This is a genomic window from Starkeya sp. ORNL1 (assembly GCF_012971745.1).
Taxonomy (GTDB): domain Bacteria; phylum Pseudomonadota; class Alphaproteobacteria; order Rhizobiales; family Xanthobacteraceae; genus Ancylobacter.
Map to the genome: position 1 here is coordinate 559,312 of NZ_CP048834.1, position 15,402 is coordinate 574,713.

Genomic DNA, 15,402 nt, shown 5'->3' on the forward strand with positions numbered 1-15,402 from the left:
AGAAACCATGAAAACCATGGACAAGAATCATGGGTGAGAGACCGATTCCGCCGGATGGCGGCTCGATCGAGCCGGTTGGCCTGAAGGCGGCGCTCGAGGAGCGCTACCTCGCCTATGCGCTCTCCACCATCATGCACCGCGCGCTGCCGGACGCCCGCGACGGGCTGAAACCGGTGCACCGGCGCATCCTCTATGGCATGCGGCTGCTGCGGCTCGATCCCGGCACGGCGTTCAAGAAATCGGCGAAGATCGTCGGCGACGTGATGGGTACCTTCCATCCGCACGGCGACCAGGCGATCTATGACGCGCTGGTGCGCCTCGCGCAGGATTTCTCGCAGCGTTATCCGCTGGTCGACGGGCAGGGCAATTTCGGCAATATCGACGGCGACAACGCCGCAGCGCACCGCTACACCGAAGCGCGCATGACCGAAGTCGCGCGCCTGATGCTCGACGGCATCGACGAGGACGCGGTCGCCTTCCGTCCTAATTATGACGGCCAGAGCGAGGAGCCGGTCGTCCTTCCCGCCGCCTTCCCGAACCTGCTGGCGAACGGCTCGACCGGCATCGCGGTGGGCATGGCGACCTCGATCCCGCCGCACAATGCGGCCGAGCTGATCGATGCCTGCCTGCATCTCATCGATAATCGCTCGGCTACCACCGACGATCTGATGCGCTTCGTGAAGGGGCCGGATTTCCCGACCGGCGGCGTCATCATCGACGGCCCGAACCAGATCGCCGACGCCTATGCGACCGGGCGCGGCGGCTTTCGGCTGCGGGCGCGCTGGCACAAGGAGGAGACCGGCCGCGGCACTTATGTCGTCGTCGTCACCGAAATCCCCTATGGCGTGCCGAAGTCGCGCCTGGTCGAGAAGATCGCCGAACTGCTGAACGAGAAGAAGCTGGCGCTGCTGGCCGATGTTCGGGACGAATCCGCCGAGGATGTGCGCCTCGTGCTGGAGCCGCGGGCGCGCAATGTCGATGCCGAGCTGATGATGGAGAGCCTGTTCCGGCTTTCCGAGCTTGAGATCCGCTTCCCGCTCAACATGAACGTGCTGGTCGGCGGGCTGGTGCCGAAGGTGGTGAGCCTCGGCGAAGCCCTGCTGGAATGGCTCGACCATCGCCGCGATGTGCTGCTGCGCCGCTCGCGCCATCGCCTGAGCGAGATCGAGCACCGGCTCGAAGTGCTGGGCGGCTATCTGATCGCCTATCTCAATCTCGACGAGGTGATCCGCATCATCCGCGAGGAGGACGAGCCGAAGCCGGCGCTGATGGCGCGCTTCGAACTGACCGATGTGCAGGCCGAGGCCATCCTCAATATGCGGCTGCGCAGCTTGCGCAAGCTCGAGGAGTTCGAGATCCGCAAGGAGCATGACGCGCTCTCCAAGGAGAAGGACGGCATCGAGAAGCTGCTCGGCTCCGAGGCGAGGCAGTGGAAGACCATCGCCTGGGAGCTCGGCGAAACCCGCAAACGCTTCGCTCCCGACACTGACCTGGGCCGTCGCCGCACCGGCTTCGGCGAGGCCGCCGCGCACGACGCCGACGCGGTGAGCGAAGCGATGATAGAGCGTGAGCCGATCACCGTCGTAGTGTCGGAGAAGGGCTGGATCCGCGCGCTCAAGGGCCATGTCGCCGATCAGTCGACGCTCGCCTTCAAGGGCGACGACGCGCTCAAGCTGTCCTTCTTCGCCGAGACCACGTCGAAGCTTCTGGTGTTCGCCACCAACGGCCGCTTCTACACGCTCGACGCTTCCAAACTGCCGGGCGGGCGCGGCCATGGCGAGCCGTTGCGACTCTCTATCGACCTCGAGCAGGAAGCCGAGCTGATTACGGTGTTCGTCTATCAGGGCGGCCGCAAGCTGCTGGTGGCGGCGAAGGAAGGCCGTGGCTTCGTGGTCGCCGAGGATGATTGCATCGCCAATACCCGCAAGGGCAAGCAGGTGCTCGGCGTCGACGCGCAGGAAGCCTGCGCCGTGGTGCCGGCGATGGGCGACACCGTCGCGGTGATCGGCGATAACCGCAAGCTGCTGCTGTTCCCGCTCACCCAGATCCCGGAAATGACCCGCGGCCGCGGCGTCAGGCTGCAGCGCTACAAGGATGGCGGGCTGGCCGACGTGAAGGTGTTCTCGCTTGCCGACGGGCTGACCTGGACCGACACCTCCGCTCGCACCTGGACGGTGAACGACCTTACCGAATGGCGCGGCGAGCGTGCCGGAGCCGGCCGGCTGCCGCCGAAGGGCTTCCCGCGGAACAATCGGTTCGGGTGAAGACAGTCGGTCATGCCCGGGCTTGTCCCGGGCATCCACGACCTTGCTGCATGAACAACCGTGGATGGCCGGGACAAGCCCGGCCATGACGGTTCGAGGCAGACGCGGGGCCTCAAACCCCGATCTTGCCGCCGTCCTTCTTGGTGATGACGACGACGGCCGGGCGCACCGGCATGTCGTTCTTGAAGTCCGGCCAGCGGGTCGACAGGTCCTCGTAGTAGGACGGCCGGCCGAACGGCGCCCAGTCGGTGCCGCCGTCGCCCGGATGCTGGACCGCAACGAAGGCGCTTTTGTCGTCCGGCGTGAACAGCGGGCCGCACAGTTCGGCGCCGACCGGCACGCGGAAGAACAGCTTCGAGGTGGCGCGGGCCTCGCCGTCCACGTCGACCGCCCAGAGGCCGTCGGTGCGGCCGGTGTCCTTCGGATTATTGCCGTCGGTGGCGACCCAGAGCCGGCCGGCGGCGTCGACGGCGCAATTGTCCGGCATGCCGAACCAGCCATTCTTGGTGGTCTCGGTCGAGAAGGAGGCGCCGACCGCGGCGACGGAGGGATCGCCGCACTTCAGCAGCACTTCCCACTTGCCGGTGGTCGCAGCGAAATCGCCGTCGGCTTCGGCGATCTCGATGATGTGGCCGAACGCGTTGGCGGCGCGCGGGTTGGCTGCGTCGGTCTGGTCGGCCTTGCGACGCGAATTGTTGGTCAGCATCACATAGACCTTGCCGTTGACACCGTTCGGCTGGATGTCCTCGGGGCGGTCCATCTTGGTGGCGCCGATTAGGTCGCCGGCACGGCGGGTCTCGATCAGCACGTCGGCCTGGCTGTTGAAGCCGTTCGCCGCGGTCAGCGGGCCCTCGCCATGGATCAGCGGCAGCCAGGCGAAGGTGCCGTCCGCGGCGAACTTCGCGACATAGAGCGTGCCTTGGTCGAGCAGGTCCATATTGGCGGCGCGGTCGGCGGCGTTGAATTTGCCCGCCGTGACGAACTTGTAGACATAGTCGAAGCGCTCATCATCGCCGAGATAGAAGACGACGCGGCCATCCTTGGCGACGATCGATTCCGCGCCCTCATGCTTGGTGCGGCCGAGCGCGGTGCGCTTCTTCGGCACCGAGTTCGGGTCGCGCACATCGACCTCGACGATCCAGCCGAAGCGGTTCGGCTCGTTCGGCTCCTTGGCGAGGTCGAAGCGGTCATAAAAGCGCGCCCATTCATAGGCGCCTTCCGGCACGCCGTAGCGCTTGTAATTGGCGGCTTCCTTGTGGCCTTCCGGCAGCTTGCCGGAGAAATAGCCGTGGAAATTCTCCTCGGCCATGATGTAGGTGCCCCACGGCGTCACGCCGCCGGCGCAATTATTGAGGGTGCCGATCACCTTGCTGCCGGTGGGATCGGCGCTGGTCTTGACGCGCTCATGGCCGGCGACCGGGCCGGTCAGCACCATGTCGGTGGTGGAGGTGATGCGACGGTTCAGCTTGCCGTCCTTCACCACCTGCCATTTGCCGCCCACCTTGCGGATCTCGACGATGGTGCCGCCATGCGCGGCCATCTCGATATCGACGCGCTTGCTGTCGGCGGGCGCCATCTTGAGCTTGCCCTCGGCAACGCTGACGATGCCGGGGAACATCAGATGTTCGTTGGTGTATTCGTGGTTGACCACCAGCAGCCCGTGCTCGGCCGAGCCGTCGAGCGGGATGAAGCCGACATAGTCGTTGTTGTAGCCGAACTGGCGGCGCTGCGCCTCGGCGCTCTGTTTGGTCGGGTCGAAGGCGGGCGAATCCGGGAACAGCGGATCGCCCCAGCGCAGCAGAACGTCGGCGTCATAGCCCTCGGCGACATGGTGATGCGGATCGACGCCGGCCTCGACCTCGGTGAAGGAGAAGGCCGAGCCGTTGGCCGCCCTGGCTTTTTCAGCGCTCAGAAGCGCCACCGGGCCGACGGTGGAGGCAATGGCGGACACGGCGAGCGAGCCCTTCAGGAAGCCGCGCCGTGAGAAGCGGGTGGAAATGATCTCACCCATCGTCGGGTTCGCGGTCGGATTGCTGCCTTCGCCGTCAGCTTCTTCGAGAAGGCTGGTGCGGAACACGGCTTCGCTCGACGGACGATCACTCATGGTTGGTTGCTCCCGCGATTAGCTACACTGATTGGACAGGTTCTAACCTGACGTTGGGGTAGCGACAGAAGCATGACAATCTTCCCCTAGGTAATATCTCCCATCGCATGATGCCGGCGTTGAAGCCGATCACCGGGGCCCTATGTCCCGATGATCGATCCCCGCGCGGCAATTCGGCCTCGCGCCCTCGGACGCGCGCGCCGGACGTCGTCGCCCGCGGCGAAAAAGCGGGCCGGAAGGAGAGCTGGTCTTGAGGGTGAGAGGTGTTACCGGGGCATTTCTCATCATCGTCGCCGTCAGTACCGGCATCAGCTTGAACGGCGCCGCCCGCGCTGCGGACCTCGCCATCGCCTGCAGCGCACTAGGCAAGGAGCGCGAGCTCTGCCTGCAGGGCATCGACGAATGGGCGAAGCGCACCGGCAATACGGTGCATATCGTCTCGGCCCCGAACTCGGCCACCGAGCGCCTCGCGCTCTACCAGCAGCTGCTCGCCGCCCGCGCTCCCGACATCGACGTGTTCCAGATCGACGTCGTCTGGCCCGGCATATTGGCGCGCGATCTTGTCGACCTCACCGAGGCGGCCGGACCGCACGCCGCGGACCATCTCCCGGCCATGATCAAGAGCGCGACGGTCGACCGGCGCCTGGTCGCCATGCCCTGGTTCGCCGATGTCGGCCTGCTTTATTATCGCAAGGATCTGCTGGAGGCGGCGGGGCGACCGGTGCCGAGGAGCCTCAGCGAGCTCGCCGAGACCGCAAAGCTGGTGCAGGCGCGCCAGCGGGCGGCCGGCGATCCCGGCTTCTGGGGCTATGTCTGGCAGGGCAGGGCGTATGAGGGACTGACCGTCAACGCCCTGGAATGGATCGCCTCCAGCGGAGGGGGCACCATCATCGACGACGCCGGCAAGGTCACCATCGACAATCCCGCGGCCGAAGACGCGCTCATCACCGCGGCCGGCTTTGTCGGCACCGTCAGTCCGCGCGGCGTGCTGAACTATACCGAGGAAGAGGCGCGCGGCGTGTTCCAGTCCGGCCACGCGCTGTTCATGCGCAACTGGCCCTATGTCTGGGCGCTGGGCCAGAGTGCGGACAGCACCGTGAAGGACCGGATCGGCTTTGCGCCGCTTCCGGCCGGAGGGCCGCAGGACACGCCGCACGCCGTGCTCGGCGGTCAGTTGCTGGCGGTCTCGGCCTATTCGGCGAACCGGGAACTCGCCATCGACCTCGTCATGCATCTGACGGGACGCGAGGAACAGAAGCGCCGCGCGCTCGCCGGCTCGTTGAACCCCACCATCCCCGCGCTGTTCGATGATGCCGATATCCGGCGGGATGCTCCGTTCATCGCGCAGTTGCGGCCCATCTTCGAACAGGCGGTTGCCCGCCCCTCGGCCGTGGCCAAGGCCAGCTACAACAAGGTTTCGGCGCGCTTCTTCGACGCCGTTCACCAGGTACTCTCCGGCACCCTCGACTCGGCGCCGGCGCTGGAGCGGCTCGCCCAGGCACTGCGTCGCGAAGAGGCGCGTCGGGGTTGGGGGCGGTGAGCGGCGGGGCGACGTCCGCCCGCAGCGGTGGGCTCGCCCGATCGCGGGCGCGGGCGGCATGGATGCTGGTCGCCCCGGCTCTCATCGTGCTCGCCGCCATTGCCGGATGGCCGCTCGCACGGACCATCTGGTTCAGTTTCACCGATGCCGAACTGAGCGATTTCTCCCACTACGCCTTTGTCGGCTTCGCCAATTATCTCGGCCGCTTCGAGGGCGATTGGGACGGGGTGCTCGCAGATCCGGTCTGGTGGGGCGCATTGTGGAACACGCTGTGGTTCGCCCTGATATCGGTCTCGTTGGAGACATTGCTCGGCCTCGTCTTTGCGCTGGTGCTCGCCGTCCGTTTCCCGGGGCGCGGAATGCTGCGTGCCATCGTGCTCATCCCCTGGGCGATCCCGACCGTGGTCTCGGCGCGCATGTGGGGCTGGATGCTCAACGACCAGTTCGGCATCGTGAACGATCTGCTGATGAGGCTCGGCGTGATCGCGGAGCCGGTCGCCTGGACAGCGGACGCCGGCACCGCGCTCTGGGCCGTCATCATCGTCGATGTGTGGAAAACGACGCCCTTCATGGCGCTGCTGATTCTCGCCGCGCTCGAGATGCTGCCGAGCGACATTTATGAAGCGGCGCGCCTCGACGGCGTGCGTCCGCTCGAGCTGTTCATGCGAGTGACACTTCCGCTGATCCGGCCGGCGCTGCTCGTCGCCGTCGCCTTCCGCAGCCTCGACGCGCTGCGCATGTTCGACCTGATCTATGTGCTGACCGCCGGCGGCTCCGACACCATGACGATATCGAGCTATGCGCGGCAGCAACTCGTCGATTTCCAGGAGGTCGGCCTCGGCTCGGCGGCGGCGACGCTGGTCTTTCTCGCGATCGCCCTGGTGACGGTCGCCTGCCTGACGGCGAACCGGGTGCGCACCGCCGCGGAGGAGACGCGATGAGGCTGGCGAAACGCATCGGCTTCTGGCTGCTGGTCGCCGCTATCGCGGCCTTCTCGCTGCTGCCTTTCCTCTATGCCGTCGTCACCTCGCTGCGTGCCGGCTCCGAGCTATTCACCGTCGCCTATTGGCCCTCGCGCCCCACGCTGTCGAACTATGCCGCGGTCTTCACGCAGCAGCCCTTCGGCCGCAACATACTGAACTCGGTCATCGTTGCCGCAGCCGTGGTTGCCCTCTCCCTCGCGCTCGGCACGATGGCGGCCTTCGCCTTCGGTCGCATTGCCTTCCGCGGGCGGAGCGCGCTGCTTGCGGCGATCCTTGCGGCGTCGATGTTTCCGCAGGTTGCCGTGCTTTCCGGCCTGTTCGAGCTGATCCGCGCGCTCGGGCTCTATAATCGCCTGCCGGGTCTCATCCTCGCCGACCTGTTGCTGACGCTGCCGTTCACCGTCTGGATGCTGACGGCATTCATGCGCGACCTGCCGAAGGAGATCGAGGAGGCGGCCATGGTCGATGGCGCCGGCACACTCACCATATTGTGGCGGATCTTCCTGCCGATGATGGGGCCGGCGACGGTCTCGACCGGCCTGCTCGCCTTCATGGTGGCCTGGAACGAGTTCCTGTTCGCCCTGACATTCACGCTCACCGACGCCCAGCGCACAGTGCCGGTGGCGATCGCCCTGATGACGGGATCGAGCGCCTTCGAGTTGCCATGGGGGATGATCATGGCCGCCTCGGTCGTCGTGACACTGCCGATCATCGCTCTGGTGCTCGCCTTCCAGCACCGCATCGTCGCTGGGCTCACTGCTGGCGCGATCAAGGGGTGAGGGTATCACCACGGCACAGCGATCCGCTCTATTGAGCGGTAGCCGTCGCGGCCGGCAAAACATCGGCGCTCGGAGCGGAACTCATCGCGACCTCATCCGTTCCGCTAGAGCATGCTCCGCAAAAGTTGGGAGACTTTTGCGATAAGAACATGCTCCAGGGTATTGAATCTAGAGCACTATCTTATCGCCGGATGGTTCCGGGCGGGTAGGGCTCTAGGACAGTCCAGAAGCTGCGGAAATGGGAGGTCGAAATGAGAGTGGGCGAAGCCATGACGCGCGACGTGCGCATCACCAATCCCGACCAGACGATCCAGCAAGCCGCCCTGATGATGGCGAGCCTCGATGCCGGCGTGCTGCCGGTCGCCGACCATGACCGTCTCGTCGGCATGATCACCGATCGCGACATCGCGATCCGCGGGATCGCGGCCGGCAAGGGTCCGGACGCCAGGGTACGCGACGTGATGACCGCCGACGTCAAATACTGCTTCGACGATCAGGACGTCGGTGATGTCACCCGCAATATGGGCGACATCCAGGTCCGGCGGCTGCCCGTGGTCGATCGCGAAAAGCGTCTGGTCGGCATTCTCTCGCTTGGCGACATTGCCGTGAGCAGCGGTGGCGACGATGCGGCCGGCGAGGCGCTGAAGGGCATTTCGCGGCACGGCGGCGCGCATTGCCAGAGCGCCGCCTGAGCGAGCGCCCCGCGCCAGCTTCTAGTCTTCCACCCGTTCCCAGCCTTGCGGGGCGAGGCGTTCCTGGGGCAGGAAGCGGCGCTTGTAGTCCATCTTCGGCGAGCCATCGACCCAATAGCCGAGATAGACATAAGGCAAGCCCATGGCGCGGGCCTTCGCCACATGATCGAGGATCATGTAGGTGCCGAGCGAGCGCTGTGGCTCGTCGGGCTCGTAGAAGGAATAGACCATGGACAGGCCGTCGGCGAGCACGTCGGTCAGCGCCACTGCATAGAGCGGGCCCTGGCCGCGGCCATGGATCGCGGTGTCCGGGCCGCGCCGGCGGTATTCCACGACGCGGGTGCGCACATGGCTGTCCTCGACCATCATGGCGTAGTCGAGCACCGTCATGTCGGCCATGCCGCCATCGCTGTGGCGGCTGTCGAGATAGGCGCGGAACAGCGAATACTGCTCGGCGGTCGGCACCGCGGCGCGCATGTCGCCGATCAGGTCCTGGTTGGCCTGGCGCAGGCGGCGGAAGCTGCGGGTGTCCTTGAAGTCGGCTGCGACGATGCGCACCGAGACACAGGCGCGGCAATGCTCGCACGCCGGCCGATAGGCAATCGACTGGCTGCGGCGGAAGCCGCCATGGGTCAGCACGTCGTTGAGTTGCGGCGCGCGCTCGCCGACCAGATGGGTGAACACCTTGCGTTCTTCGCGCCCCGGCAAGTAGGGGCACGGCGAGGGAGCCGTCAGGTAGAATTGCGGTGTGTCGCGCGGGTGCTCGGTCACGGCGGTGTCAAAGGATTCCCGTGCTGAGGATCGCGCGGGAAGGCGAGCGCGTCAAAGCCGAAAGCGGAGGTGACGAAATTTTTGATCAGCGATACCGCCGGAGGCTGGTGGCGCGGGACTCGGTGTTGGTCACCACGGTGCCGAGCACAAAGTCGTGCAGCAGGCGGCGGCGGCCGTTGAACAGGCCGATTAACACCACGAACGGCGTCAGCACGCTGAACGATACCCAGAACAGCACGATGCTCATCACCGCGAGCAGCGAGTACATCGGCGCGCCGTACCACAGGCGCATCTCGATATCGACGGCGCGCATGCCGACGGTCGCCGAGCGCGGTCCGCCCAGCGTCAGCCCGGTATAGGCCAGCGCCCAGATGATGAAGGCCGGGCTGAGCAGGCTGAACAGGAACCAGCCGAGGCCGAAGGTCACGATGCCGAACACGAAGATGAAGATCGAGGCGAGCACCAGCGGTCCGAAGATGATGATGGCGTCGATCAGGAAGGCGATGAAGCGCCGCGACAGCACGCCCTCGAAATATTCGGGCTGGGTGACCGGGTCATGGGCATAGGGCTTGGGCTCGCCCGAAGTGCCGAGCTTGGGAATATCGGACATGCGCGAGCCTCCTTCTGCTCTGCACGAAAAATGGTGGAGCGGCTCCCTTGGGGCAAGGGGCGCGGTGTGCCCCGTTCAGTTGCCCGCCGAGTGCCAGTCGATGCGCACCACGTCCATGCCATCCTCGACGAGGGCGCGGTGCACTTCCTCAGCATGCGCACGGTCCCGCGTCTCCACGGTGACGTCCAGCCGCGCGCCCTTGGCGTGCACGTCGAGGAAATGCCGCTTGTGCTCGACTTCGAGGATATTGGCGCCAAGCCGGCCCAGCAGAGTGGAGATGATGCCGAGCTCGCCCGGCCGGTCGAGCATGGAGAAGCGGAAGGAAACGATGCGCTCCTCGCGCTCCAGTTCGCGCAGCATGATCGAGGCGACGATGCGCGGGTCGATATTGCCGCCGGAGACGACGAGGCCGACATTGCGGCCGCGATAACGCTCCGGATCGGCCAGCAGCGCGGCGAGGCCGGCGGCGCCGGCGCCTTCGGCCAGCGTCTTCTGCTGGGTGAGGAACAGGTTCACCGCGCGCTCGAAGGTCGGCTCGTCCACCAGCACGACGTCGGAGACCAGCGCCGAGACGATCTCGCGGGTCAGCGCGCCGACATGCTTTACCGCGATGCCCTCGGCCAGCGTCGGGCCCTCGCAGGGCAGGTTCTGCTGGTGCAGCGCGTTCCACATGGCGGGATAGAGCGTGGTCTCGACACCGACGACCTCGATGTCCGGACGCAGATGCTTGGCCGCGATCGCCATGCCGGAGATCAGCCCGCCGCCGCCGATCGGCACCAGCATGGCGTCGAGATCGGGGGCATCCTCCAGCATCTCGGCAGCGATGGACCCCTGGCCGGCAATGACGTGGGCGTCGTCGTAAGGGTGCACCCAGACCAGCCGCTCTTGCCTGGCGATGCGGTCGGCCTCCTCGTGGGCATCGGCGACGGATTCGCCGTGCAGCACCACGCGGGCGCCGTGCGCCTCGGTGGCGGCGACCTTCACGATCGGCGTGTGCTTCGGCATCACGATGGTGGCTTTGATGCCGAGGCGGCGCGCATGATAGGCGACCGCTTGCGCGTGATTGCCGGCCGACATGGCGACGACGCCGCGTGCACGTTCTTCCGCCGAGAGGCTGGCGAGCTTCACCAGCGCGCCGCGCTCCTTGAAGCTCGCGGTCACCTGGAGGTTCTCGTACTTCACGAACACATGCGCGCCGGTAATCGCGGAGAGGCGCGGCGCCGGCAGTGTCGGGGTACGCAGAATGGCGCCGGTAAGCAGCAGGCGGGCGGCGGCGACGTCGGCAGGCGAGACGGGCAAGGTCATGGAGAAGCTCAGAATTCCCGCGGCGTCGGGGCCGCCCGGTTGAGCAACCCACCCGGCCGCAGCACGAGAAAGGCAACGAGAAGCGAGTAGATCGCCACGTCGCGATACACGATATTGATGGCCGAGGACCAGAGCGTTTCGACGCCGGCGACCACAATGGCACCAATAAACGCTCCCGGGATCGACCCGATTCCGCCGATCACCGCCGAAATCAGCGCCTTCAGCCCGATCGAGATGCCGGCGCCCGGCTCGATGGTGCCGTAGGCGACCACCGCCACGGTGCCGGCAAGCCCCGCCGCGGCGCCCGAGAGCACGAAGGTCGAGGCCAGCAGGCGCGGGGCGTTCACGCCGAGCAGGCACGCCATCAGCGGGTCGTCGGCATAGGCCCGCCAGGAACGGCCATAGCTGGTGAAGGCAAGCAGGCCGAGCAGGATGGAAGCCCCGGTCATGCCGAGCCCGGCCGCCAGCAATTGCGCCGGGGTGACGGTGGCGATGAAGCCTTCGCCGCCGGCGAGCGGCACGGGGATATTGAGCAGCGGCGGCAGCCAGTTCTCGCGCATGCCATAGGTGATGCGCAGCAGCTCGGTCAGCACGATGGCGAGCGCGATGGTGCCGATCAGCACCGGCTGCGGCGAGCGCGAGCGTCGGGTAAGCGGCAGCACGACGACGCGGCCGACGACCCAGCTCAGCAGTGCGGCGGCGGCGACGCCGGCGAGAAGCGCGGCCGCGAGGCCCGGGCCGGTGAGGCGCCCGAAGCTCATCACCACGCCTGAGGCGACCAGCATATTGACGCCGCCGGTCACCGCGATCTCACCGAAGGCGAGGTTGATACGCCCGATCAGCCCGTAGACCAGGGCGAAACTGGTGGCGATCAGGCCATATATGCCGGCGAGCGTCAGTCCGTTCAGCGCCTGCTGCAGCCAATAGGCCGCTCGCATCGAGAGCGCGAAGGCCGGCGCGCGTTCGATGAACGGGGTGGCGTCGGCGAGCCACCAGCGTTTCAGGAAGAAAAGCTTGATATCGCTCAGGGGGCCGGCATCGGTGTCGACGGCGACGAGATCGAAGCGATCCACGCCGGAACGGCCGGCGAAGCTGCAGGTCAGCCAATGCGGGCGGGTGACATCGTCCTCACGCACCGTGTAGCCTAGCCGCAGCGTATCGGCGTCCTCGGGCAGCGGGGCGAGGGAGGTTTCGCGGATGGTCGCGTCCTCGTCGTACAGCGCCGGCGCAATGGCGCGGCAGATGCGCGCCTGGTCGGCATCGAGCACCGAGCTGCAGCCGGCCAGCAGCAAAAGGAAGGCGAGGGCAGCGAGGAGGCGCATGCCGGGAACCTAGAGCCCTATCCGCCCGGATGGAATCACCCGGGTGAAAAGATAGTGCCCTCGATTCAATGAGCTGGAGCATGTCCTCATCGCAAAAGTCTGCCAACTTTTGCGGAACATGCTCGGCATCCCGGCAGCGGACGTTCAGCCCTGCCGTGCGAGCAATTCGGCGACCCGGGGTGCGAAATATGTGAGCACGCCGTCGGCGCCGGCACGCTTGAAGGCGATCAGGCTTTCCAGCATCGCCTTCTCACCGTCGAGCCAACCATTGCGTGCCGCCGCCTCGATCATCGCGTACTCGCCGGAGACCTGATAGGCGAAGGTCGGCAGGCCGAACGTCTCCTTCAGGCGGTAGACGATGTCGAGATAGGGTAGGCCGGGCTTCACCATCAGCATGTCGGCGCCCTCCTCGATGTCGAGGGCGGCTTCGCGCAGCGCTTCCATGCCGTTGGCGCTGTCCATCTGGTAGGTGCGCTTGTCGCCCTTGAGGCAGCCGGTCGAGCCGACCGCATCGCGGAACGGGCCGTAGAAGGCGGAGGCATATTTGGCGCTATAGGCGAGGATCTGGGCGTCGAGGTGCCCGGCTTCGTCGAGCGCGCGGCGGATGGCGCCGACCCGGCCATCCATCATGTCGGACGGCGCGATGACGTCGGAACCGGCCTCCGCCTGCACCAGCGCCTGCTCGATCAGCACGGCGACGGTCTCGTCGTTCAGCACGCGGCCATCGTTCGCGAGCAGTCCGTCATGGCCGTGGCTGGTATAGGGATCCAGCGCGACATCGGTGATGAGGCCGATCTCCGGCACCGCGGCCTTGATGGCGCGCAGCGTGCGGCAGGTGAGATTGTCGCTGTTCAGCGCCTCCCGCCCATCGGCGGTACGCAGCCCCGGATCGGTATAGGGGAACAGCGCGATCGCCGGGATGCCCAGCTTTGCCGCCCGCTCGGCCTCGCGCACCGCCTCGTCGACGGTGAGCCGATCGACGCCGGGCATCGAGGTGATAGGCGCGCGGGCCTCGCTGCCGTCCATCACGAAGATCGGCCAGATCAGGTCGGAGACGGTGAGCGTGTGCTCGCGCACCAGCTGCCGGGCCCAATCCGCCTTGCGGTTGCGGCGCGGACGGTGGGCGAGGTCGAGCCGGGTCGCCACATCGGACCGGCCGGCAGGCTCGGGTACCACCGGGCGCGGGCGGGCAAAGGGAATCGCCATGGGAACGCTCATCTCGTGCAGTTTCGAATGCTTATAACGTCATAATGGACGGAGCGCGATATGCGCCGGATCAAGGCGGCCATGCAGACGACAGCGCGCCGCAGGGCATGGTGACGCGGGGATGACAAGGCAAGCTTGGCTTCAGCTTTGCTCAAGCCCACCTCAGGCATCCGACAAGCATGGCTTACAAAAAGCCGCCGCAGGGGCTATTGCCATCGCGGGCGGCTGCATCCGGGGGATTCGTGACCGGCAATATCGGCATTGGCTTCGAGGTGCGTGGCGCCGCCGGCATCATCACGCTCGATCGCCCGAAGGCGCTGAACGCCATTACCCATCACATGGTGCTCGCCATGCGGGCGCAACTCGACGCCTGGATCGCTGACCACGCCGTCCAGCATGTGGTGCTGCGTTCGGCCCATGAGCGCGCCTTCTGCGTCGGTGGCGACGTGCGCCACATGGCCGAACTCGGCAGCACCGGCCGCAAGGAGCAGGCGAGGGCGTTCTGGCGCGACGAATATGCGCTGAACCATTTGATCTCGCGCTACCCCAAGCCCTACGTCTCGCTGGTCGACGGGTTGTGCTTCGGCGGCGGCTTCGGCGTCTCCGGCCACGGCAGCTACCGCGTGGCCGGCGACAAGCTTGGCTTTGCCATGCCGGAAGTCGCGATCGGCCTGTTCCCGGATGTCGGCGGCACCTATGTGCTGCCGCGCCTTCCGGGCTGGGCCGGCACCTTCCTCGCCATGACCGGAGCCCGCATCGGCATGCCGGACGCGGTGGCGCTCGGCCTTTATACCCATCACATCCCGACCGAGCGCTGGCCCGACCTGCTCGAGGCGCTTGCCGCCGGCGACGAGATGGACGCGCTGCTCGACCGCTTTGCCGTGGTGCCGCCGCCCCCGGCGCTGGCAAGCCTCTATCCCATGATCGACCGCGTCTTCGCCGGAGGCACCGTACCGGCGGTGGTGGCGGCGCTGGAGCATGCCGAAAAAGGCGAGGGCGTCGAGGCGGAATTCGCCCGGCTCCAGCTCTCGACCATCCGCCGCGCCTCGCCGACCAGCGTGTTCATCGCTTTCGAGCAGATGCGCCGTGGCCTTTCGCATGATCTCGCCGGCTGCCTCAAGCTGGAATTCCGCGTGGTGACGCGCCTGCTCGACGGGCATGATTTCTTCGAGGGCGTGCGTGCTGTATTGATCCACAAGGACCAGGCGCCGAAGTGGCAGCCGTCGCGGCTCGAGGATATCGATCCCGCCGCGATCGCCGCGCTGTTCGACACACCGCTCCCCGACGAACTGGTGCTCCCCGAATGACCCTGGCCGGCGCTGCCTCATGTCGATGACGCCTTACGATCCGCTCGACGGCGCGCTGGGCCCGGCCTCGCACCGGCTCGGCCCGTGGCAGCGCCGGGTGCTGCAGTATCTGCGCGGGCTGGCGGCCTTCCTGCTGCTCAAGACGGTCTATAGCTGGACGCTGATCTGCGGCATCTGGGATGGCGATGTCAGCCGCTTCGAGGGGCTCTCGCTCGCGGCGCAGTCTGCGGTGATCTGGGCCGGCATCATGAATCCGGTGGCGGCGGTGGGCCTGTGGCTAGGCGCGGCCTGGGGCGTGGTGCTGTGGCTGGTGACCACGCTGGTGCAGATCATGATCAACGCCTCGGCGCCGGAAGGCGTCGGCAGCCTGGTATTCGTTGCCGCGGTCGAGGCGCTGCTGGTCGGCTTCTATGCCTTCCTGACCTACAAGGCGACGCGCGAGACCGAAGACTGATCTTTCGCGCCGAATTTCGTCCCGCGGCGAATTCCGAAGTCAGATGAAATGGTTAGGCCGATGTA

The 15,402-nt window shown here is 66.6% G+C and carries 13 protein-coding genes; 7 read left to right on the forward strand and 6 right to left on the reverse strand.

The window, feature by feature from the left end:
* Nucleotides 1-29 precede the first annotated feature (29 nt).
* The gene (gene parC / locus G3545_RS02750) at nucleotides 30-2,264 is read left to right on the forward strand and encodes a DNA topoisomerase IV subunit A (RefSeq protein WP_170009621.1); all 2,235 of its coding nucleotides are present in this window, start codon (nucleotides 30-32) and stop codon (nucleotides 2,262-2,264) included.
* Nucleotides 2,265-2,376: 112 nt separating this feature from the next.
* On the opposite strand, the gene G3545_RS02755 is transcribed toward parC, so the two are convergent.
* Nucleotides 2,377-4,368: a PhoX family phosphatase gene (locus G3545_RS02755; RefSeq protein WP_170009623.1), complete on the reverse strand. Its 1,992-nt coding sequence runs from the start codon at nucleotides 4,366-4,368 to the stop codon at nucleotides 2,377-2,379.
* A gap of 256 nt (nucleotides 4,369-4,624) precedes the next feature.
* Here G3545_RS02755 and G3545_RS02760 point away from each other — a divergent pair, with 256 nt between their 5' ends.
* From G3545_RS02760 to G3545_RS02775, 4 genes are all read left to right on the forward strand, one after another.
* Nucleotides 4,625-5,908 (forward strand): ABC transporter substrate-binding protein, encoded by a 1,284-nt coding sequence (locus tag G3545_RS02760; protein ID WP_246702847.1) that lies wholly within the window; start codon nucleotides 4,625-4,627, stop codon nucleotides 5,906-5,908.
* A 62-nt stretch (nucleotides 5,909-5,970) separates the two neighbouring features.
* Entirely contained in the window at nucleotides 5,971-6,849 is an 879-nt protein-coding gene (locus tag G3545_RS02765) for a sugar ABC transporter permease (protein WP_170009625.1), read from the forward strand.
* Nucleotides 6,846-7,670 carry a carbohydrate ABC transporter permease gene (locus G3545_RS02770; RefSeq protein WP_170009627.1) on the forward strand — a complete coding sequence of 275 codons (825 nt, stop codon included), beginning with the start codon at nucleotides 6,846-6,848 and terminating at the stop codon, nucleotides 7,668-7,670. The genes G3545_RS02765 and G3545_RS02770 overlap by 4 nt, the downstream gene beginning before the upstream one ends.
* 251 nt (nucleotides 7,671-7,921) lie before the next feature.
* The gene (locus tag G3545_RS02775; RefSeq protein WP_170009629.1) at nucleotides 7,922-8,362 is read left to right on the forward strand and encodes a CBS domain-containing protein; all 441 of its coding nucleotides are present in this window, start codon (nucleotides 7,922-7,924) and stop codon (nucleotides 8,360-8,362) included.
* A gap of 21 nt (nucleotides 8,363-8,383) precedes the next feature.
* Here the strand turns inward: G3545_RS02775 and G3545_RS02780 are convergent, their stop codons facing one another.
* The 5 genes from G3545_RS02780 to hemB all read right to left on the reverse strand — a co-directional run bounded on the left by G3545_RS02780 (nucleotide 8,384) and on the right by hemB (nucleotide 13,576).
* Nucleotides 8,384-9,133 (reverse strand): arginyltransferase, encoded by a 750-nt coding sequence (locus G3545_RS02780; protein WP_170009631.1) that lies wholly within the window; start codon nucleotides 9,131-9,133, stop codon nucleotides 8,384-8,386.
* An 85-nt stretch (nucleotides 9,134-9,218) separates the two neighbouring features.
* Entirely contained in the window at nucleotides 9,219-9,743 is a 525-nt protein-coding gene (locus G3545_RS02785) for an RDD family protein (RefSeq protein ID WP_170009633.1), read from the reverse strand.
* A 75-nt stretch (nucleotides 9,744-9,818) separates the two neighbouring features.
* Entirely contained in the window at nucleotides 9,819-11,048 is a 1,230-nt protein-coding gene (locus tag G3545_RS02790; protein ID WP_170009635.1) for a threonine ammonia-lyase, read from the reverse strand.
* A gap of 8 nt (nucleotides 11,049-11,056) precedes the next feature.
* Nucleotides 11,057-12,370, reverse strand: a complete 1,314-nt coding sequence (locus tag G3545_RS02795; RefSeq protein WP_170009637.1) for a branched-chain amino acid ABC transporter permease — start codon at nucleotides 12,368-12,370, stop codon at nucleotides 11,057-11,059.
* A gap of 144 nt (nucleotides 12,371-12,514) precedes the next feature.
* Complete coding sequence (gene hemB, locus G3545_RS02800; RefSeq protein WP_170009638.1) at nucleotides 12,515-13,576, reverse strand: porphobilinogen synthase; 1,062 nt, start codon at nucleotides 13,574-13,576, stop codon at nucleotides 12,515-12,517.
* Between the two features lie 242 nt (nucleotides 13,577-13,818).
* Between hemB and G3545_RS02805 the strand changes: the two genes are divergently transcribed.
* Both G3545_RS02805 and G3545_RS02810 read left to right on the forward strand, forming a co-directional pair.
* Entirely contained in the window at nucleotides 13,819-14,883 is a 1,065-nt protein-coding gene (locus G3545_RS02805; RefSeq protein ID WP_246702664.1) for an enoyl-CoA hydratase/isomerase family protein, read from the forward strand.
* A gap of 19 nt (nucleotides 14,884-14,902) precedes the next feature.
* Nucleotides 14,903-15,337 (forward strand): DUF6163 family protein, encoded by a 435-nt coding sequence (locus tag G3545_RS02810; RefSeq protein ID WP_170009642.1) that lies wholly within the window; start codon nucleotides 14,903-14,905, stop codon nucleotides 15,335-15,337.
* The last annotated feature ends 65 nt before the right edge of the window (nucleotides 15,338-15,402 follow it).